This is a genomic window from Streptomyces sp. NPDC052496 (genome assembly GCF_040679095.1).
Taxonomy (GTDB): domain Bacteria; phylum Actinomycetota; class Actinomycetes; order Streptomycetales; family Streptomycetaceae; genus Streptomyces.
Map to the genome: position 1 here is coordinate 48554 of NZ_JBFAUH010000030.1, position 19324 is coordinate 67877.

The 19324-nt window shown below is 73.0% G+C and carries 15 protein-coding genes and 1 pseudogene; 10 read left to right on the forward strand and 6 right to left on the reverse strand.

Annotated features, from left to right (window positions below):
- The first annotated feature begins 94 nt into the window (after nt 1-94).
- From AB0L45_RS32480 to AB0L45_RS32505, 6 genes and pseudogenes are all read left to right on the forward strand, one after another.
- Complete coding sequence (locus tag AB0L45_RS32480; protein ID WP_365846381.1) at nt 95-1714, forward strand: MFS transporter; 1620 nt, start codon at nt 95-97, stop codon at nt 1712-1714.
- Nucleotides 1711-2424 carry a TetR/AcrR family transcriptional regulator gene (locus AB0L45_RS32485; protein WP_365846384.1) on the forward strand — a complete coding sequence of 238 codons (714 nt, stop codon included), beginning with the start codon at nt 1711-1713 and terminating at the stop codon, nt 2422-2424. The genes AB0L45_RS32480 and AB0L45_RS32485 overlap by 4 nt, the downstream gene beginning before the upstream one ends.
- Nucleotides 2425-2599: 175 nt before the next feature.
- Nucleotides 2600-3622, forward strand: coding sequence for an endonuclease/exonuclease/phosphatase family protein (locus tag AB0L45_RS32490; RefSeq protein WP_365846386.1), 1023 nt, complete (start codon nt 2600-2602; stop codon nt 3620-3622).
- 246 nt (nt 3623-3868) lie between these two features.
- The gene (locus AB0L45_RS32495; RefSeq protein WP_365846388.1) at nt 3869-5089 is read left to right on the forward strand and encodes an MFS transporter; all 1221 of its coding nucleotides are present in this window, start codon (nt 3869-3871) and stop codon (nt 5087-5089) included.
- A gap of 78 nt (nt 5090-5167) precedes the next feature.
- A pseudogene (locus AB0L45_RS32500) lies at nt 5168-5251 on the forward strand (GntR family transcriptional regulator); the annotation flags it as partial.
- A 300-nt stretch (nt 5252-5551) separates the two neighbouring features.
- The gene (locus AB0L45_RS32505) at nt 5552-6001 is read left to right on the forward strand and encodes a hypothetical protein (protein WP_365846390.1); all 450 of its coding nucleotides are present in this window, start codon (nt 5552-5554) and stop codon (nt 5999-6001) included.
- Nucleotides 6002-6065: 64 nt separating this feature from the next.
- On the opposite strand, the gene AB0L45_RS32510 is transcribed toward AB0L45_RS32505, so the two are convergent.
- Together AB0L45_RS32510 and AB0L45_RS32515 are read right to left on the reverse strand one after the other, a co-directional pair.
- Nucleotides 6066-7736, reverse strand: coding sequence for a multicopper oxidase family protein (locus AB0L45_RS32510; RefSeq protein ID WP_365846392.1), 1671 nt, complete (start codon nt 7734-7736; stop codon nt 6066-6068).
- An 89-nt stretch (nt 7737-7825) separates the two neighbouring features.
- Nucleotides 7826-8290, reverse strand: coding sequence for a DUF6153 family protein (locus AB0L45_RS32515; protein ID WP_365846394.1), 465 nt, complete (start codon nt 8288-8290; stop codon nt 7826-7828).
- A 102-nt stretch (nt 8291-8392) separates the two neighbouring features.
- Between AB0L45_RS32515 and AB0L45_RS32520 the strand changes: the two genes are divergently transcribed.
- Complete coding sequence (locus AB0L45_RS32520; protein ID WP_365846397.1) at nt 8393-9097, forward strand: DUF998 domain-containing protein; 705 nt, start codon at nt 8393-8395, stop codon at nt 9095-9097.
- Nucleotides 9098-9195: 98 nt separating this feature from the next.
- Nucleotides 9196-10059, forward strand: a complete 864-nt coding sequence (locus AB0L45_RS32525) for an alpha/beta hydrolase (RefSeq protein WP_365846399.1) — start codon at nt 9196-9198, stop codon at nt 10057-10059.
- A gap of 48 nt (nt 10060-10107) precedes the next feature.
- Here AB0L45_RS32525 and AB0L45_RS32530 read toward each other — a convergent pair whose 3' ends face one another.
- The gene (locus AB0L45_RS32530) at nt 10108-10725 is read right to left on the reverse strand and encodes a hypothetical protein (RefSeq protein WP_365846401.1); all 618 of its coding nucleotides are present in this window, start codon (nt 10723-10725) and stop codon (nt 10108-10110) included.
- Nucleotides 10726-11010: 285 nt separating this feature from the next.
- On the opposite strand from AB0L45_RS32530, the gene glnA reads away from it, so the two are divergent.
- Both glnA and AB0L45_RS32540 read left to right on the forward strand, forming a co-directional pair.
- On the forward strand, nt 11011-12372 hold the full coding sequence (glnA, locus tag AB0L45_RS32535) for a type I glutamate--ammonia ligase (protein ID WP_365846403.1): 1362 nt from the start codon (nt 11011-11013) through the stop codon (nt 12370-12372).
- Nucleotides 12369-15407, forward strand: a complete 3039-nt coding sequence (locus AB0L45_RS32540) for a bifunctional [glutamine synthetase] adenylyltransferase/[glutamine synthetase]-adenylyl-L-tyrosine phosphorylase (RefSeq protein WP_365846405.1) — start codon at nt 12369-12371, stop codon at nt 15405-15407. The genes glnA and AB0L45_RS32540 overlap by 4 nt, the downstream gene beginning before the upstream one ends.
- A gap of 28 nt (nt 15408-15435) precedes the next feature.
- On the opposite strand, the gene AB0L45_RS32545 is transcribed toward AB0L45_RS32540, so the two are convergent.
- The 3 genes from AB0L45_RS32545 to AB0L45_RS32555 all read right to left on the reverse strand — a co-directional run bounded on the left by AB0L45_RS32545 (nt 15436) and on the right by AB0L45_RS32555 (nt 19208).
- Nucleotides 15436-16272: a phosphatase PAP2 family protein gene (locus tag AB0L45_RS32545; protein WP_365846407.1), complete on the reverse strand. Its 837-nt coding sequence runs from the start codon at nt 16270-16272 to the stop codon at nt 15436-15438.
- A 122-nt stretch (nt 16273-16394) separates the two neighbouring features.
- On the reverse strand, nt 16395-17474 hold the full coding sequence (locus AB0L45_RS32550) for a LacI family DNA-binding transcriptional regulator (RefSeq protein ID WP_365846409.1): 1080 nt from the start codon (nt 17472-17474) through the stop codon (nt 16395-16397).
- Nucleotides 17475-17600: 126 nt separating this feature from the next.
- On the reverse strand, nt 17601-19208 hold the full coding sequence (locus tag AB0L45_RS32555) for a glycoside hydrolase family 13 protein (RefSeq protein WP_365846411.1): 1608 nt from the start codon (nt 19206-19208) through the stop codon (nt 17601-17603).
- Between the last annotated feature and the right edge of the window lie 116 nt (nt 19209-19324).

Genomic DNA, 19324 nt, shown 5'->3' on the forward strand with positions numbered 1-19324 from the left:
ACGCGCGCCCCGCGGAGCGGAAGGGGCGGGTGCCCTGGCCGCTCACGGAACGATACGGAACGGTCCCGTATCGATATCGGCGTACGGTGGTGGCATGACCAGCTCCGAACTCTCCGGCTCCGCCGTCGCCCCCCGGCACGTTCCCGAGCACATCCACCGCCGCCGCTGGGCGATCCTGTCCGTCCTCATGCTCAGCCTGCTGATCGTGGTGCTGGACAACTCGATACTCAACGTGGCGATGAAGACGATCGCCACCCCGGCCCCCACCGGCCTCGGCGCCACCCAGAGCCAGCTGGAGTGGGCGATCAACTCCTACACGCTGGTGTTCGCGGGGCTGCTGTTCACCTCCGGGCTGCTCGGCGACCGGCTGGGGCGCAAGAAGGTGCTGATATTCGGACTGCTGGTGTTCGGCGCCGGCTCCGTGCTGGCCGCCGTCGCCGGGTCGCCCGGCCAGCTCATCGCCTTCCGGGCGGTGATGGGCCTGGGCGGCGCCTTCGTCATGCCCGCCACCCTCGCCGTCCTGATGAACGTCTTCGAGCGGGACGAGCAGCCCAAGGCGATCGGCATCTGGGCGGGCGGCGTGGGCCTGGCCATCGCGATCGGCCCGATCGCGGGCGGTCTGCTGCTGGACCACTTCTGGTGGGGTTCGGTCTTTCTCGTGAACGTTCCGATCGTGCTCGTCGCCCTGGTCGCGATGCTCCTCCTGGTGCCCGACTCCAAGGACCCCCGCCCCGGGAAGCTGGACCCGGTCGGTGTGCTGCTCTCGGTCGTCGGCCTGGTGCTGCTGGTGTACGGGATCATCACGGGCGGCCGGCTCGCCGACTTCACCGATCCGCAGGTGCTCGGCACGGTCCTGGGCGGCGTACTCGTCCTGATCGGATTCGTGCTGTACGAGAAGCGCATCGATCACCCGTCGATCGACGTCAACCTCTTCCGCAAGCCGGCGTTCTCCGCCGCCGTCGGGGCCATCGCCCTGGTCTTCTTCGCGCTGATGGGCGTCACGTTCTTCGTCGTCTTCTACATCCAGAGCGTGCGCGGCTTCACGCCCCTCCAGGCGGGCCTGCTGATCCTGCCGCTGGCCGCCGCCCAGATGATCTTCGCGCCGCGGGCCCGGCACGTCGTCGACCGCTTCGGCTCGCGCGCCGTCTGCACGGTCGGGATGCTGCTGGTCGCCGCCACCATGTCCGGCTTCCTGCTGCTGGACACCACCACCCCGGTCTGGGTGCTGGAAGTGCTCTTCTTCGTCCAGGGCACCGGCATGGCGCACATCATGCCGCCGGTCACCGTCTCGATCATGCAGGCGCTGCCGCGCGAGAAGGCGGGCTCCGGATCGGCGCTCAACAACACGTTCCGGCAGGTCGGCGGGACGCTCGGCGTCGCCGTACTGGGCTCGCTGCTGTCCACCGTCTACCGCGACGGCATCGAGGGGGCACTGCGGTCCGTCCCCGGCCTGCCGGACGGCGCCCGGCACGCGGCGGGCGAGTCCATCGAGGCCACCCTCGGCCTGGCCCGGCGTCTGGGCCCGGCCGGGAAGGCGCTGGCCGACGAGGCGAACACGGCGTTCATCCACGCCATGCACGTCACCGCGCTCGGCTCGGCCGCCGTCGCGGTGCTCGGCGCCGTGGTGGTCGCGGCCTTCCTGCCGGGCAGGATGGGGAACGGCACGCACGGTACGGACCGGGCGGAGCGGGCAAAGGCGGGAGCACGGACATGACCGGTACGGCGGGAACGGACGCGGCGGGGACTCGGCCGGCGGCCGGTACGGACCCGGCGGCCGGTACGGACCCCCGCCGCGGGCGCCCCCGCAGCCCCGCCGCCGACACCGCGATCATCGAGGCCGTCCTGCGCATGATCGAGGACGGTCTCTCCATCGGCGAGCTGTCGATGGAGCGCATCGCCCGTGAGGCGGGCGTCGGCAAGGCCACCGTCTACCGGCGCTGGCCGGGCAAGAGCGCCCTGATGCTGGACGTGATGCGCTCGCTGGACACCGACATCCCGCCGCCGGCCGGGATCTCCGTACGCGACGACCTCGTGGGCATCATCGAGTTCCTGCGCATCCGCGGCCTGGCCAAGCGCAACTCGGCGCTGCTGCGCACCGTCGTCACGCACGTCAAGGCGCAGCCCGCGCTCTGGCGGGAGTACCACGAGACGGTGGTGCAGGCCCGGCGCGAGGTGCTGCTGTCCGTACTGCGCCGCGGCATGGAGCGCGGCGAGGTGCGCACGGACCGGGACATCGACCTGCTCGCCGACCTCTTCGTCGGACCGGTGCTGTCCCGGGCCCTGCTGCACGAGTGGGCGGACCTGCCGGAGGGGCTGGCCGAGGAGATCGTCGACACGGTGCTGGACGGCGTACGGCCCGCCGTCAACCGGCCGCCGACGGCCCCCCATCGAGCGACAAGCAGCAGCAAAAGGCACATCACCTGACCGCTCCATGACGGGACTATGCCCGTTCTGTCACAGCAGCCGCCGTGACCCCCGGAGCAGGAACCCGGGGCCGCCAGCGCGCCGTCATCACTTCTAAGAAAGCGCATTACGGGCCATCGCCTAGGGTCGGAGACCACAGGCGGGGCGTACGGAGCAAGGCAGTGAGGACGGCGGCATGGCGCAGGCATACATGACGGAGTCGGGGCAGGGCCACGACCCTGAGCGGACCGCCTCCCGAGCGCGGCGCCTGCGTGACTGGTGGCGCCCGGAGGGGATGTGGCGGCGGGGCATCGTGCTCGCCGTACTGGCGGTCCTGCTGGGGCTGCTGATGATCCTGCACGCCCACGTCCCGAACACCGTGGGCAACCTCGGCAGCCTGCTGGAGACGTTCCTGCCGTGGCTGGGCATGCTCGGCATCCCGGTGCTGCTGATCGCCGCCGTACTGCGGCGTTCCACCACCGCGATCGTCGCGCTGCTGCTGCCCGCCGTCGTCTGGGTCAGCCTCTTCGGCGGGCAGGTCACCGACAAGAAGGGCACCGGCGGCAACCTGACCGTCGCCACCCATAACGTCGACGCCGACAACCCCGACCCGGCGGGCACCGCGAAGGACATCGTGAAGTCCGGCGCGGACGTGGTAGCCCTGGAGGAGCTGACCGGCGACGCGCTGCCCACGTACAAGGAAGGGCTGGCCAAGGCGTACCCGTACCGCACGGTGCAGGGCACGGTCGGCCTGTGGAGCAAGCACCCGATCTCCGACGCCGCGCCCGTCAACATCAAGATGGGCTGGACCCGCGCGCTGCGCGCCACCGTCAAGGCGCCCGACGGCCGGCAGGTCGCCTTCTACGTCGCGCACCTGCCGTCGGTACGGGTCAAGCTCAACGCGGGCTTCACCGCCAACCAGCGCGACGAGAGCGCGGCGGCCCTCGGTGAGGCGATCTCCCGGGAGAGCGTCAAGCAGGTCATCCTGCTGGGCGACCTCAACGGCACGATGAACGACCGTTCGCTCGCCCCGGTCACCTCGCAGCTGCGCTCGGCCCAGGGCGCGGCGGGCGACGGCTTCGGCTTCAGCTGGCCGGCCGGGTTCCCGATGGCGCGGATCGACCAGATCATGATGAAGGGGATCGACCCGGTGTCCTCCTGGTCGCTGCCCCGGACCGGCAGTGATCACCTGCCGCTGGCGGCTTCGGTCAAGATCTGACAAAGCCGGAACGGCCGCCGCCCCCGGCAGGAGGCGGCCGTTCCCCCTGTGCCAGGGGCCGCGCCGGCGCCGTCGCCCCTCCTCCGCCACCTTGCGTTCTTCCGGCGGAATGAATGCCCTGAGAGACTTTGTTCCGTAGAAGAACTTACGGACATCCTGCCGCGTACGTCGTACGGACCCCCCACACCCCGGAGAAACCGCTCCGACGTGCCTGGGGCCGTACGCACCGTTTTCGAAAGGTCTCTCATGCCCCTGGCGCTGCTCGCGCTGGCCGTCTCCGCCTTCGGCATCGGCACCACCGAGTTCGTGATGATGGGCCTGCTGCCCAATGTCGCGGGCGACCTGGGTACGTCCGTGCCCACGGCCGGCTATCTCGTCTCCGCCTACGCCCTCGGCGTCGTCATCGGCGCGCCGCTGCTGACCGCGCTCGGCTCACGCATCCCGCGCAAGCGGATGCTCCTGCTGCTGATGGCCGTGTTCACCGTCGGCAACCTGGCCTCGGCCCTGGCCCCCAACTTCGGCCTGCTGATCGGGGGCCGGCTGCTCGCGGGACTGCCGCACGGCGCGTTCTTCGGCGTCGGCGCGGTGGTCGCCGCCCGGCTCGTCAAGGAGGGCCGGCAGGCCCGCGCGGTGGCCACCATGTTCCTCGGCCTGACCGTCGCCAACATCGTCGGCGTACCCGCCGCGACGCTGCTCGGCCAGCACCTCGGCTGGCGCGCGACCTTCCTGGTCGTGGCCGCCATCGGCCTGGTCGCGATGGCCTCGCTGGCCCGCCTCGTGCCGCACATGCCGCGCGAGGAGCACGGCGGCGTGGCCCACGAACTGCGCGCCATGGGCAACCGGCAGGTCGTCCTCGGCCTGGTCACCGCCGTCTTCGGCTTCGCCGGCGTGTTCGCGGTCTACAGCTACCTCGCCTCGATGATGACCGAGGTCTCCGGCTTCGCCGAGGCGTCCGTCCCGCTCGTCCTGGCGCTCTTCGGCGCCGGCATGACGCTGGGCGCGCTGGCCGCGGGCCCGCTGACCGACCGCGCGCTGCGGCCCACGCTGTACGGGGCGCTCGGCGCCCTGGCCGTCACCCTGGTCGTCTTCAGCTACGCGGTGCACGTCAAGTGGGCCGCCCTGGTCTGCGTCGTCATCCTGGGGGCCGTCGGCTTCATGACCACCACGCCGCTCCAGATGCTGGTGATGAAGAAGGCCCGGCACGCGCCCACCCTGGCCTCCGCCTCCAACCACTCGGCGTTCAACCTGGCCAACGCGGGCGGCGCCTGGATCGGCGGCGTGGCCATCGCGGCGGGCTGGGGCTGGACCTCCCCGGCGCTGGTCGGCGCGGTCCTGGCCGTCGTCGGCCTGGGCATCGCGGTGACCGCAGGCCTGCTCGACCGCGGCGGCTCCGCCTCCTCGCGCATCGTCGCGAGCAGCGAGAACGCCGACGAGGTGCCGGCGGAACTGCCGGACCGGGTGAGCTGACCGGGCGGCGCCTGCCGCGATCCGACGGGGACGGCCCCCGGCCACGCGCGTGGCCGGGGGCCGTCCCCGTTGCTGCGGGGCCTGGCCGGCCGGCTGCCGCACGGCGGCTTCGCCGTCCCGGCCTTCCCCGACCGCCGCCGGCAGGAGATCGCGGAAGCCCGCGTACGAGGCGAGCGCGGAGGCCGCCGCTGCCACCACGCCGGGACGCTGCTGCGTGAGCACCGGGGCGACGGCCCTCTCGGACCGGCCGGGTGCGCGTAAGCACCGGATGAGCGCGAGCTGTGTGCCGGCTGTGCGCGCGCTGTGTGCAACGGCCCTGTGCCACGGCCGCGCGGTGACTGTTACCCGATGGCCGGAAAGCGGCAACAGCGGCTTCCTAGCGTTCCTGGCGTGGGTCTCCACGGGCCCGCACACCAGGTCCGGGCCCCGACCTCGGACGTCGCACCTACAGCAAGGAGCAGCATGTTCTTCGCAGCCAGCCGCAAGGCCGACGAGTCCGCGCCCGCCGCCTCCGCCGCCCGGACGGGCAAGCGGCCGGGCCTGCGCGCCGCGGTCGTCACCGCGGCGGCCGGTGCCGTCGTCGCCGTACCGGCCGCCGCCGCGTTCGCCGCCCCGGCGCACTCCGCGGCCCCCGCTCCCGTGGCGGCCACCGCCGCGTCGCACAGCGTGAAAAAGGTGCAGATCGCCCACCACTACACCCTCGCGTGGGACGGCAAGGCGGGCACCGTCACGGTCCTGGACCCGGACGGCCAGGCCGTCGGCGTGCTCTCCGGCGACCACCAGGGCCCGATCACCAGCGACCTCGGTGACCAGGGCAAGGTCACCTACACGATGGACCCGGCCATGTCGACGGCCACCGTCCACGTCAACGACAACGGGAAGGTCAAGGACTACTCCTTCCTGAAGGGCTAGCAGCGCGCGCGAGCGGGGCCGGTGAGGGGCCGGCCCCGCTCGCGCATGCCTGCTTCCGGCACGCCTACTTCTGGTACCCGAGGACCGTCATCATCCCCGACTCCGCGTGGTAGACGTTGTGGCAGTGCAGCATCCACAGGCCGGGGTTGTCGGCGTCGAGGTCGACGTCCAGCCGACGGCCCGGCAGCACGATCGCGGTGTCCTTGCGCGGACCGCCGTCCGGCAGCGCGAACGTGTGGCCGTGCAAGTGCATCGGGTGCCACATCGTGGTGCTGTTGCGGAACGACAGCCGTACGCGTTCCCCGGCCCGCACCGGATAGCGCTGGTCCGGCGTGTACTTCTTGCCGTTGACGGCCCAGTCGTACCGCGCCATCGAGCCGGTGAGGTCGAACCGGACGGTCCGGTCCGGCTTGCGGGACGCCAGGCGTACGGAACCGTCGGCCTTGAGCCGGTCGGCCGTCAGCAGCCGCCCGTCCAGCTCCGCCGGTCGTACGGACGCGTCGGGCGCCGCCCCGCCGCCGGTGCGCAGCACGGCCAGCGCGGTGCGCTTCTTGCCCTCGGCGAGCGCGGTCAGCGGGAAGACGCCGTCCTTGACGGTGACCACCACGTCGTAACGCTCGCCCATGCCGAGCAGCAGGGCGTCCGTCGGGGCGTGGGTGACGGGGTAGCCGTCGGTGTGCGTCACCGTCATGGTGTGGCCGCCGAGCGCGACGCGGTACGCGGTGTCGCCACCCGCGTTGACGAAGCGGATGCGGACCCGGTCGCCGGGCCGCGCGCGGAAAGTCTGCGGGTCCTGCGGCGTACGGCCGTTGACGAGGTGGTACGGGTGGTCCACGTCGCCCGCGTCGCCGCCGAGCAGTTTGCTGGTGGCGCCCATCAGCATGCGGGAGGGGCCGGCGGGGGACGGTGCCTTGGCGCCGCCCATGGAGTGCGCTCCGTGGCCCATGCCGCCGGAGCCGCCGTGGTCCATGCCCCCATGGTCCATTCCCCCGGACCCGGAACCGTGGTCCATCCCCCCGGACCCGGCCCCGGAGCCGTGGTCCATCCCGCCCATCCCCTTGGACAGTTCGGCCAGCACCGCGTCCGGCGTGCTGCCGTCCACCCCGTCGACCCAGTCGTCCAGGACGACGACCCACTCCTTGTCGTAGGCCAGGGGCTCCTTCGGGTCCTCGACGATCAGGGGCGCGTACAGGCCGCGGTCCTGCTGCACGCCCGAGTGCGGGTGGAACCAGTACGTGCCGGGGTGGCTGACGGCGAAGCGGTACGTGAACGAGCCGCCCGCCTTGACGGGGCGCTGGGTCAGGTCCGGTACGCCGTCCATGTCGTTGCGCAGGGCCAGGCCGTGCCAGTGCAGGGACGTGGCCTCGGGCAGGTGGTTGGCGAGCGTCAGCTCCAGGGTGTCGCCTGCGGTGACCCGTACCTCCTTGCCCGGCAGGCCGTCCCCGTAGGCCCAGCTGCCGACCGTACGGCCGCCCAGGTCGAGCCGGGCGGCGGTGGCGGTGAGCGCCACCTTCCGTACGGGGCCGGAGCCGCGCTTGTGCTCGGCGGCGGCCACTTCCGGGCCGTCGGGGGAGACGTAACCGCCCGGCGCCTCGGCCGGGCCGCCGGCGTGGCCCGAGTGGCCCGCGCCCTTCGTGCTGTCCGTGCCGGAGCCCGTCGAGCAGGCGGCGAGCAGGCCGCCGCCGGCGGCGGCGATGCCCGCGCCGAGCACGGCGCGGCGAGTGTGTGTACGCATGCGGAAAAACACCTCATGAGGGAGTCGGTTGCGGTGTGCGCGGAAGCCGGTCCGCGGACGCGCGCAGGCGTCGGCGGCCGGCCGCGCGTCTACACGCGCAGGACCGAGAGCCGGGCGAGGTGTTTGTGGCGGGGGACCGGTGGCGGCTGGGGCCGCAGGCCGCGCAGCAGCCGGGCCCGTACGGCGGCCAGGAGGTCGGCGGCCTGCCGGCCCAGCAGCCGTCCCGTGCGGACGAGGACGAGTACGCACAGGGAGAGCACGGCCAGGCAGACCGCGCCGGGGTGCATGGCGTGGTGGTCGTCGGCGATGGAGGCGGAGGGCTGGGTGTGGGAGGGGAATGGCTGGGCGTGCGGGGAGGAGGGCTGGGCGTGCCGCGCCTGGTGGACGGCTTTCCCTTGGTGCGCCGCGGGCATCGCCCCCGACCCGTGACCGCCCACCGGATGCCCCAGGGTGTGCATCCCGACGATGCCGACGATGAGCGCGGCGAACAGCAGCAGGCGGCCGCACCATGCGGCTGCCTTCCCCCGCTCACGTCCACGCGTCGCGTACGGCATCTCTGCTCGGCCTCCCGGAACCTCTGCCCGGCAGCCTACCCCTGCGGGGTATGCCGCCCCAGGGCCACCCGGCCCCCTCGACTTTGCTTATCCTTGACCTTGATGTCCGTGCAGACGAGCAAGAGCCGCCGCGCCGCCCCCGTACTCCTCATGCTCGGCGCGGTCGCGTACACCGCCTGGGTGCTGGAGGTGGTCCTGTCCACCGGCCTCGACCCGGTCCGGACGTACGTCAGCGAACTGGCCGCCGCCGATCAGCCGCTCGGCGGCCTGTTCCGGGCCACGGACCTGTTCGCCGGACTGCTGGTGCTGGCCGGCGCGCTCGCCGCGCTCCGCACCCTGCCGCGCCGCCCCTGGGTCACGGCCGGCTGGGCGGCGCTCGCCCTCTTCGGCGCCGCCACCGCCGTCGACTCCCGGCTGCCGCTGAGCTGCGCGCCGACCAGCGACCCGGAGTGCGCGGCCCGCGAGACCGCGGGCCTGGTGCCCGCCACCCACACCGCGCACGCGATCAGCAGCTCACTGGCCATGGTGGGCGCGCTGGCCGCGCTGGTCCTGCTGACCGTGGCCGCCCGCCGGTACGGCTGGTGGCCGCCGCTCGGCCGCCTCGCGCCCTGGCTGACCGCGGCCGAACTGGCCGCCACCGCCTGGACGCTCACCTCCATCGCGGCCTTCACCGAAGGTCACGGCACCTGGGCGCTCGGCGTCGGCCAGCGCCTCCAGGTGCTGCTCGTCGCCCTGTACGTGGGGCTGCTCGCGTGGTGTGTCGGGCGAGCGGGCACCACTACGGGGAGGGAAGGGGACACGGCATGAGCGGGGACGGCGGACGCGGACGGCGCAGGAGCACGAGGGACGGCCCCGGAGGAGCCGCGCACGGACCGGGCCCCGGTCCCGGGCCCGCCCCCGGCCGCATGCTGCGCATAGACGGCGTGGTGCTGCACGTGCTGCGCGAGGGCAGCGGCCCGGTGTGCGTGCTCACCGGCGGGCTGGGCATGAGCTGGTTCGACTGGGGCGCGGTCGCGGCCCGGCTCGCCCCGCACCGTACGGTGGTCCGCTTCGACCGGCCCGGCCTGGGGCTGAGCGCGCCCGCCCAGGAGCCGCCCACCGCGGCGGGCGAGGCCGCCCGGATCGCGCACGTCCTGGATGCGCTCGGCCTGCCCGGACCGTGCACCGTCGTCGGCCACAGCCTGGCCGCCTTCCACGCGGAGGCGTTCGCCCGGCTGTACCCGGACCGCGCCGCGGGCCTCGTGCTCGCCGACGGCAGCGTGGAGGAGGATCCGCGTCCGCTGCTGCCGCGTACCGTCCGTACGGCCTGGGCGGGCGGCCTGGCCTCCGTGCTCTCGGCCGCCGGGATGCCGCGCGCGCTCGGCCCCACCGCGCGCCGCCTGACGGTCCGCGCCTCGACCGTCCGCGACCACCCGCGCGACCCGAACGAGGCCGGTGCCTACCGCACCAGCCGGGTGCTGCGCGCCTGCGCCCTGGAGAACGCGACGTACGCCTACCAGGCCGCCGAGGTCGCCGCGCTGCGCCCGGACCACCCGCTGCGCGGCGTGCCGGTGACGGTCCTGGCGGCGTACGACAGCAGCGAGACGCCGCGCGAACTGCGCTGGCTGGAGCGGCAGCGGGCGCTGGCCACCCAGCTCGGCGGCGCCTTCGCCGTCGCCGCCCCGGCCGGGCACCTGGTGATGGCCGACGCGCCGGACGCGGTGGCCACGGCCGTCCTGACGCTCACCGCCGACCCGGATCTGGAGGGCCCGCAGCAGTACGGGCGCTGAGCGTCCGGTCATGGCCCGGGCACGGAACAGGCTTCGCGTCCGGGCGGTTCACGGCTTCGCGGTCCGCCGCGCCCGCAGTTCGAAGAAGCCCGGTACGGACGCCGCGCCCACGACCGCGTCCCACAGGCGGTCGGCGGCCGCTCCGGTGGGCGGGGGCGCCACCACCGGGCCGAAGAAGCCGCGTTCGCCGCGGGCCGTGGTGAGGACCGTGACGGGCGAGCCGGCGTCCTCGCCGGAGAACTCCTGCGCCTGCCGGCGGGCGTGCGCCACCTGGCGGTCCAGCGCGGTGTCGTGCAGCACGTGGGCGTACGTCGCGCCGCCCGCCTCCGCCAGGCACCGCTCGGCCAGCTCGGGCGACGGTTCGGCGCCGCCGTCGTGCACCGCGGCGCCGTACGCGGCGTAGACGGCGCCGGTCAGGGTGTCCCGGCCGTCGGCGTGCGCGGCCTCGGCCAGCCGCAGCAGGCAGCGGCTCCCGGCGGCGGCCGGGCGGCGGGCGGCGGGCAGCTCGTCGAGCGGGGCGCCGTCGGTCAGGTCGAAGGCGCGGTACGCGAGCGGGACGCCGCGCCGTCCGGTGGCGTCCGCCAGCCACTGCGCGGTGCGCCAGGTCCAGGGGCACACGGGGTCGAAGTGGAACGTCACGGCCGTGACGTCGTAGTGGCGGCTCACGGGGGCTCCTCGGTCGTCGTACGGGATCGGACGGGTCCGGGTCCGTCACCGCCGCGTCCCGGGTCTCTCGCGGGGACAAAGCAGGACGATCCTGGCCGTCCTCTCCCGGAGTACCGCCCGCCGCTCCCGGGCAAACGTGCCGGTGCCGCCTTGCGGCCGGGCGGTTCTGTTCCCGGCCGAGGGTGCGTAATGTGACGGTAACCCCCTCACGTGATACTGGTGTGCCACACCTCGTTGCCCGATGGGGTGCGGACAGGCCGATTGACCTGCAAGGATTGGTGAGCCATGGACAAGCAGCAGGAGTTTGTGCTCCGTACGCTGGAGGAGCGCGACATCCGCTTCGTACGACTGTGGTTCACCGATGTGCTGGGGTTCTTGAAGTCCGTCGCCGTCGCGCCCGCCGAGCTGGAGCAGGCCTTCGACGAGGGCATCGGCTTCGACGGCTCCGCCATCGAGGGCTTCGCGCGGGTGTACGAGTCCGACATGATCGCCAAGCCGGATCCGGGCACCTTCCAGATCCTGCCCTGGCGCGCCGAGGCTCCCGGCACCGCCCGGATGTTCTGCGACATCCTGATGCCGGACGGTTCCCCGTCCTACGCCGACCCGCGCTACGTCCTCAAGCGCATCCTGGCCAAGACCTCCGACCTCGGCTTCACCTTCTACACCCACCCCGAGATCGAGTTCTTCCTGCTCAAGGACAAGCCGGTGGACGGCACCCGGCCCAGCCCCGCGGACTCCTCCGGCTACTTCGACCACACCCCGCAGAACGTCGGCATGGACTTCCGCCGCCAGGCGATCACCATGCTCGAATCGATGGGCATCTCGGTGGAGTTCAGCCACCACGAGGGCGCCCCGGGCCAGCAGGAGATCGACCTGCGCTACGCGGACGCGCTGTCCACGGCCGACAACATCATGACGTTCCGGCTGGTGATGAAGCAGGTCGCACTGGAGCAGGGCGTGCAGGCGACGTTCATGCCCAAGCCGTTCTCGGAGTACCCGGGTTCGGGCATGCACACCCACCTCTCCCTCTTCGAGGGCGACCGCAACGCCTTCCACGAGTCCGGCGCCGAGTACCAGCTCTCCAAGGTCGGCCGCTCCTTCATCGCCGGCCTGCTGCGGCACGCCGGCGAGATCTCCGCCGTCACCAACCAGTGGGTCAACTCCTACAAGCGCATCTGGGGCGGCGCCAACCGCACCGCGGGCGCCGGCGGCGAGGCCCCCTCGTACATCTGCTGGGGCCACAACAACCGCTCCGCGCTCATCCGCGTGCCCATGTACAAGCCGGGCAAGATGGGCTCCACCCGCGTCGAGGTCCGCTCCATCGACTCCGGCGCCAACCCCTACCTCACGTACGCGGTGCTGCTGGCCGCCGGCCTCAAGGGCATCGAGGAGGGCTACGAGCTCCCGGCCGGCGCCGACGACGACGTGTGGGCCCTGTCCGACTCCGAGCGCCGCGCCATGGGCATCGAACCGCTGCCGCAGAACCTCGGCGAGGCCATCGAGCTGATGGAGCGCAGCGAACTGGTCGCGGAGACCCTCGGCGAGCACGTCTTCGACTTCTTCCTGCGCAACAAGAAGCAGGAATGGGAGGAATACCGCTCCGAGGTCACCGCGTTCGAACTGCGCAAGATGCTGCCGGTCCTGTGACCGCCCACCCCGCTCCGCAGCACCAGGGGCGGCGCAGCAGCGCCTTCTCCCGGCTGCTGCGGTACGGCTTCACCGACCCGTCGGCGGCCGGGCGACTTCTTGAGGCGCCCGAACTGGCCGCCGTACGGGACGACTCGGTGCTCCTGGAGGCGCTCGGCGCCACCGCCGACCCGGACCTGGCGCTGACCGCGCTGGTCCGGCTGGCGGAGGCGCAGGACGAGGACGAGCGGCACAAGCTGCTGTCCACGCTGATCACCGCGAAGCCGCTGCGCGACCGGCTGCTGGGCGTGCTCGGCGCGTCCGAGGCGCTCGGCGACCACCTCGTACGGCATCCGCGCGACTGGCACTCGCTGGTCACCTACGAGGCGGCCGACCTGCACCCGACCACGCCCGAGTTCGAGGCGGCGCTCGCCGAGGGCATCTGGGGCGAGAGGGGCCGGGACCGGCCGCGCCCGGACGCGCTGCGCGCCGCGTACCGCCGCTGTCTGCTCGGCATCGCGGCCCGCGACGTGTGCGGGACCACCGACCTGGCCGAGACCGCCGCCGAACTGGCCGACCTGGCGACCGCGACGGTACGCGCCGCGCTGGAGATCGCCGCCGAGGAGCAGCCCACCGACAACGCCGCCTGCCGCCTCGCGGTCATCGCCATGGGCAAGTGCGGCGGCCGGGAATTGAACTACGTCTCGGACGTGGACGTCATCTTCGTCGCGGAGGCGCGCGACGGCACCGAGGAGGCCAAGGCGCTCCAGGCCGCGACGCGGCTGGCGGGCCGGATGATGCGGGTGTGCTCCGAGGTCACCGCCGAGGGCACCATCTGGCCGGTGGACGCCAACCTGCGCCCCGAGGGCCGCAACGGCCCGCTCGTACGCACCCTCAACAGCCACCTGGCCTACTACGAACGCTGGGCCAAGACCTGGGAGTTCCAGGCCCTGCTGAAGGCCCGGCCGATGGCGGGCGACGCGGAGCTGGGCAAGGAGTACGTGGCCGCGGTCACCCCGCTGGTCTGGCAGGTCTCCGAGCGCGAGAACTTCGTGAGCGACGTACGGCAGATGCGCCGCCGCGTCGTGGAGAACATCCCCGCCGCCCAGGTCGACCGCGAACTGAAACTGGGCCCCGGCGGGCTGCGCGACGTCGAATTCGCCGTCCAGCTGCTCCAGTTGGTGCACGGCCGCAGCGACGCGACACTGCACAGCGCCACCACCCTGGAAGCCCTTTCGGCGCTCGCGTCCGGCGGTTACGTCGGCCGGGAGGACGCCAAGGCGCTGGACGCCGCGTACTGCTTCCTGCGCACCCTGGAACACCGCATCCAGCTCCACAAGCTCCGCCGTACCCACCTGATGCCCGAGGACGAGCCCGACCTGCGGCGCCTGGCCCGCTCCATGGGCCTGCGCACCGAGCCGGTGGAGACGCTGCGCAAGGAGTGGAAGTGGCACGCCCGCGAGGTGCGGCGGCTGCACGAGAAGCTGTTCTACCGGCCGCTGCTGGACGCCGTGGCGCACCTGGAGCCCGGCAGTACGCGGCTCTCCGCCAAGGCCGCCGGCCAGCGCCTCGAAGCACTCGGCTACGCCGACCCGATCGCAGCCCTGCGCCACCTCGAAGCGCTGGCCTCCGGCGTCACCCGCAAGGCCGCCATCCAGCGCACCCTGCTGCCGGTCCTGCTCGCCTGGTTCGCCGACTCCGCCGACCCCGACGCCGGACTGCTCAACTTCCGCAAGGTCTCCGACGCGCTCGGCAAGACCCCCTGGTACCTGCGGCTGCTGCGCGACGAGGGCGCCGCCGCCGAGAACCTGGCCCGCGTCCTGTCGGCCGGCCGCTTCGCCCCCGACCTGCTGCTGCGCGCCCCCGAAGCGGTCGCGCTGCTCGGCGCGAAGGACGGCTTGCAGCCGCGCTCCCGGGCCGCGCTGGAACAGGAGGTGCTGGCCGCGGTCGGCCGCGCGGCGGACGCCGAGCAGGCCGTCGCGGCGGCCCGCGGCGTACGGCGGCGGGAACTGTTCCGTACGGCCGCCGCCGACCTGATCGGCGCGTACGGCACCGAAGGCCACCCGGCCGAGGCGGACCGCGGACACGCCGCCGACGTGGTCGGTACCGCCGTCTCCGACCTGACCGCCGCCACCATCGCGGGCGCCCTGCGCGCCGCCGTCCGCGACCAGTGGGGCGACACCCTGCCCACCCGCTTCACCGTCATCGGCATGGGCCGCTTCGGCGGCCGCGAGCTGGGCTACGGATCCGATGCGGACGTGCTGTTCGTGCACGAGCCGCGCGAGGGCGCCGACGAGCAGGAGGCCGCCAAGGCCGCGCACGCCGTCGCCAACGAGATGCGCCGCCTGCTCCAGCTGCCGTCCTCCGACCCGCCGCTGCCCATCGACGCCGACCTGCGCCCGGAGGGCAAGACCGGTCCGCTGGTGCGCACGCTCTCCTCCTACGCGGCCTACTACCGCCGCTGGTCCCTGGTGTGGGAGGCACAGGCCCTGCTGCGCGCCGAGCCGGTCGCGGGCGACGCCGGCCTGGGGGAGCGGTTCATCGAGCTGATCGACCCGCTGCGCTACCCGGTGGAGGGCCTGGGCGAGGACGCCGTACGGGAGATCCGCCGGCTCAAGGCCCGGATGGAGACCGAGCGGATGCCGCGCGGCGCCGACCCGACCACGCACACCAAGCTGGGCCGCGGCGGCCTCAGCGACGTGGAGTGGACCGTACAGCTGCTCCAGATGCAGCACGCCTGGCACGAGCCGGGACTGCGCACGACCCGGACCCGCACGGCGCTGGCCGCGGCCCGCGACGCCGGGCTGCTGGCCACGGAGGACGCCCAGATCCTCGACGAGGCGTGGGTGCTGGCGTCCCGGGTCCGCAACGCCACGATGCTGGTACGTGGCCGCCCCGGCGACACGTTCCCGTCCGACTCCCGGGAGCTGGCGGCGGTCGGCCGCTACCTCGGCTACGAGGAGGGCCACGTCGGGGAGATGCTGGACGATTACCGGCGGACGACCCGAAGGGCCCGCGCGGTGGTGGAGGAGCTCTTCTACGGGGCGGCGGGCTGAGGGCTGCGGCCCCGAGGGGCCAGGGGCCTCAGGCCGCGCCCACCCGCCGCGGCAGCCGGTGCGGCAGCGCCGCGTACCAGGCGAAGGCCAGGCCGATACCGAAGGCGAGGCACAGTATGCCGCCCACCGCGTCGAGCCAGAAGTGGTTGGCGGTGGAGACGATGACCATCAGGGTCGTCGTCGGGTAGAGCAGGCCGAGGACCTTCGCCCACACCGGCCGGGCGATCAGCGCGATCATCACGCCGCACCACAGTGACCACCCGATGTGCATGGACGGCATCGCCGCGTACTGGTTGGACATCGAGGCCAGGTTGCCGGAGGCCATCGAACCCCAGGTGTGGTGGACGATGACGGTGTCGATGAAGCCGCCGCCGCTCATCAGGCGGGGCGGGGCCAGCGGGTAGAAGTAGTAGCCGATGAGGGCGACACCCGTGGTGGCGAAGAGGGCGAGGCGGGCGGCCGCGTACCGGCCGGGATGCCAGCGGTAGAGCCAGACCAGCACACCGATGGTCAGGATGAAGTGCAGGGTGGCGTAGTAGTAGTTCATCGAGACGATGAGCCAGGTCACCGAGTCGACGGCGTGGTTGACGGTCTTCTCCACAGCTATGCCGAGGGTCTGCTCGGCCTGCCAGATCCAGTCCGCGTTCTTCAGCGCCTGGGCCTTCTGCTCGGGCACCGCGTTACGGATGAGGGAGTAGACCCAGTAGCTGACCGCGATCAGCAGGATCTCGAACCACAGGCGGGGGGCGCGGGGGGAGCGCAGGCGGGCCAGCCGGCCACCGGAGGGCGCGCCCGGCGCGGCATCCTCGGTGGGTGGCGGCACGGCCGTACGGCCGTCAAGAGTCTTCACATGCGCTTCACCCATAGGCAGACAGTCTGCCAGAAACGGGTCGTCGGCCGATCACCCTCAGGTCTGGTCCTGGAGGGCCGCGCGTAGCACCTTGGAGGGAGGCGGCACCCCCTACCCGGGTCGGGGGTGCTTCTGGGTCACGACGGGGTCGGAAGCCCGCCGCCGGTGTCGGCGGAGGCCGCCGGAGCGGGGATCCGGGCGGTCTTCGGGGCCGAAGCGGTTGAACCGCGTACGACCAGCTCCGGGTGGAAGACGAACTCGCTGTGCGGCGCCGGGGTGCCCCCGACCTCCTCCAGCAGGGCGCGCACCGCCGCCTGGCCCATCGCGGTGACCGGCTGGCGGATCGTGGTCAGCGGAGGGTCCGTGAAGGCGATCAGCGGGGAGTCGTCGAACCCGACGACGGAGACCTCCCTGGGCACCTCCAGGCCCTGCTGCCGGGCGGCCCGGATCGCGCCGAGCGCCATCATGTCGCTGGCGCACACCACCGCCGTACAGCCGCGGGAGAGCAGCGCGCCGGCCGCGGCCTGCCCGCCCTCCAGGGAGTACAGGGAGTGCTGGATCAGCTCCTGGGCCGCCTCCCGGTCCAGGCCGAGCTGCTCCCGCATGCTGTGCAGAAAGCCTTCGATCTTGCGCTGTACGGGCACGAAGCGCTTCGGCCCGAGGGCCAGCCCGATCCGCTCGTGGCCCAGTGCCGCCAGATGGGTGACGGCGAGGCGGATCGCGGCCCGGTCGTCCGGTGAGACGAAGGGTGCCTGCACCTTGTCGGAGAAGCCGTTGATCAGCACGAAGGGCACGCCCTGGCCGCGCAGCTGCTCGTAGCGCTGCATGTCCGCGGAGGTGTCCGCGTGCAGGCCGGAGACGAAGATGATTCCGGCGACGCCGCGGTCCACCAGCATCTCGGTCAGCTCGTCCTCGGTGGAGCCGCCGGGCGTCTGGGTGGCCAGCACCGGGGTGTAGCCCTGGCGGGTCAGCGCCTGGCCGATGACCTGCGCGAACGCCGGGAAGATCGGGTTCTCCAGCTCCGGAGTTATCAGGCCGACCAGCCCGGCGCTGCGCTGCCGCAGCCGGACGGGCCGCTCGTACCCGAGGACGTCGAGTGCGGCCAGCACGGACTGGCGGGTGGTCGCGGAGACACCGGGTTTTCCGTTGAGCACCCGGCTGACGGTGGCCTCGCTGACACCCGCCTGCGCTGCGATGTCGGACAGCCGGGCGGTCATGGAGGGGACTGTACCCGTCGGCTGTCGGATTGCCCACGCTGCCCGCACCGTCCGGCGGGCCGGACGGCCCTTCCGGTCGGCCGCACGGCTCCCGGGCCGGCCCCGGAAGGCCGCCGGGTGCGACCGTCAGACGGCCCACCAGGTGCAGGAGTCGCCCGGCAGGACGGCGGTGGCGCCTTCGGCGGCGACCGTCGCGGAGGAGAGCAGTACCCGTCCGGGGAGCGGGAGTTCGACGGCGCGGTCCAGGGTGTTGAGGGTGCACATCAGGCCCGTACGGCCCGGCCGGCCGGTACGGGTGAAGGCCAGCAGCCCTTCGGGGGCGTCGGCCCAGGCGAGGCCGCCGTCCCCGAGGCAGGGGTGTTCGCGGCGCAGGGCGAGCGCCGCGCGGTAGAGCTCCAGGGTGGAGGACGGGTCGCCGGTCTGGGCCCGTACGGAGAGGTCCTTCCAGGCGCGCGGCTGGGGCAGCCAGCTGCCGCCGGGCCCGAAGCCGTACGCGGCCGTCTCGCCGTACCAGGGCAGCGGGACGCGGCAGCCGTCACGGAAGCCGTCCTGCCCGTCGCCGCGGAAGAAGGCGGGGTCCTGGCGTACCTCGTCGGGCAGGTCGGTGACTTCCGGCAGGCCCAGTTCCTCGCCCTGGTACAGGTAGGCCGAGCCGGGCAGCGCGAGCATCATGAGCGTGGCGGCGCGGGCCCGGTGCAGGCCGCCCAGCCGGGTCGCGTGCCGCACCACGTCGTGGTTGGACAGCACCCAGGAGGTGGTGGCGCCGACCGAGGTGGTCGCGGCGAGGGAGGCGTCGATGACGGTGCGCAGCGAGGCGGCGGACCAGTCGGCGGTCAGGAACTGGAAGTTGAACGCCTGGTGGCACTCGTCGGCGCGGACGTACAGGGCGAGGCGTTCGGGGCTGGGGGCCCACGCCTCGGCGACGGCGATGCGCTCGCCGGGGTAGGAGTCCAGCAGGCGGCGCCAGGAGCGGTGGATCTCGTGCACGCCGTCCTGGTCGAAGAAGGGCAGAACCTGGCTGCCGATGAGCTTGGCCTGCTCCTTGTGGCCGATGTCGGGCAGGCCGGGCGCCTTGACCATGCCGTGGGCGACGTCGATGCGGAAGCCGTCCACGCCGAGGTCGAGCCAGAACCGCAGGACCGACGCGAACTCGGCGTGCACGTCCGGATCGTCCCAGTTCAGGTCGGGTTGCTGCGGGGCGAACAGGTGCAGGTACCAGTCGCCGCGTTCGGTACGGGTCCAGGCGGGCCCGCCGAAGACCGACTCCCAGTCGTTGGGCGGCAGCTCGCCCGACGCGCCCTTGCCGGGGCGGAAGATGTAGCGCCGCCGGGCCAGTTCCGGGTCCTGGAACCAGGGGTGCTGGTCGGAGGTGTGGTTGGGCACGATGTCGACGATCACCCGCAGGCCCAGTGCGTGCGCGGCCCGTACCAGGTCGTCGGCGTCCTGGAGGCTGCCGAACAGTGGGTCGACGGCGCGGTAATCGGCGACGTCGTAGCCGCCGTCGGCCTGCGGGGAGGCGTAGAAGGGGGTGAGCCAGACGGCGTCCACGCCCAGTTCGCGCAGGTACGGCAGGCGTTCGCGGGCGCCGCGCAGGTCGCCGATGCCGTCCCCGTCGCAGTCGGCGAAGGAGCGGACGTACACCTGGTAGATGACGGCGTCGCGCCACCAGCCGGGGCGCCTGCCGGGCGGCGCGGGCGTGCGGCCGGGATCGGTCGAGGTCAGCTCCTGGGTCATCTGGCATCCCTGTCGAGAGTGGGGCGTTTCGGGGCAGAGCGTCCATGCATCGTCTTGCAGGGTCCAGGCATCGATCGGCGGACGGTCGTCTACGGGCTCAACGCGCGGGACACGGC

Bases quoted from the DNA above. Each gene is read 5' to 3' on its own strand.
- AB0L45_RS32480 (WP_365846381.1), top strand. From the start codon at position 95: ATGACCAGCTCCGAACTCTCCGGCTCCGCCGTCGCCCCCCGGCACGTT.
- AB0L45_RS32485 (WP_365846384.1), top strand. From the start codon at position 1,711: ATGACCGGTACGGCGGGAACGGACGCGGCGGGGACTCGGCCGGCGGCC.
- AB0L45_RS32490 (WP_365846386.1), top strand. From the start codon at position 2,600: ATGGCGCAGGCATACATGACGGAGTCGGGGCAGGGCCACGACCCTGAG.
- AB0L45_RS32495 (WP_365846388.1), top strand. From the start codon at position 3,869: ATGCCCCTGGCGCTGCTCGCGCTGGCCGTCTCCGCCTTCGGCATCGGC.
- AB0L45_RS32505 (WP_365846390.1), top strand. From the start codon at position 5,552: ATGTTCTTCGCAGCCAGCCGCAAGGCCGACGAGTCCGCGCCCGCCGCC.
- AB0L45_RS32510 (WP_365846392.1), bottom strand. From the start codon at position 7,736: ATGCGTACACACACTCGCCGCGCCGTGCTCGGCGCGGGCATCGCCGCC.
- AB0L45_RS32515 (WP_365846394.1), bottom strand. From the start codon at position 8,290: ATGCCGTACGCGACGCGTGGACGTGAGCGGGGGAAGGCAGCCGCATGG.
- AB0L45_RS32520 (WP_365846397.1), top strand. From the start codon at position 8,393: ATGTCCGTGCAGACGAGCAAGAGCCGCCGCGCCGCCCCCGTACTCCTC.
- AB0L45_RS32525 (WP_365846399.1), top strand. From the start codon at position 9,196: ATGCTGCGCATAGACGGCGTGGTGCTGCACGTGCTGCGCGAGGGCAGC.
- glnA (WP_365846403.1), top strand. From the start codon at position 11,011: ATGGACAAGCAGCAGGAGTTTGTGCTCCGTACGCTGGAGGAGCGCGAC.
- AB0L45_RS32545 (WP_365846407.1), bottom strand. From the start codon at position 16,272: ATGGGTGAAGCGCATGTGAAGACTCTTGACGGCCGTACGGCCGTGCCG.
- AB0L45_RS32550 (WP_365846409.1), bottom strand. From the start codon at position 17,474: ATGACCGCCCGGCTGTCCGACATCGCAGCGCAGGCGGGTGTCAGCGAG.
- AB0L45_RS32555 (WP_365846411.1), bottom strand. From the start codon at position 19,208: ATGACCCAGGAGCTGACCTCGACCGATCCCGGCCGCACGCCCGCGCCG.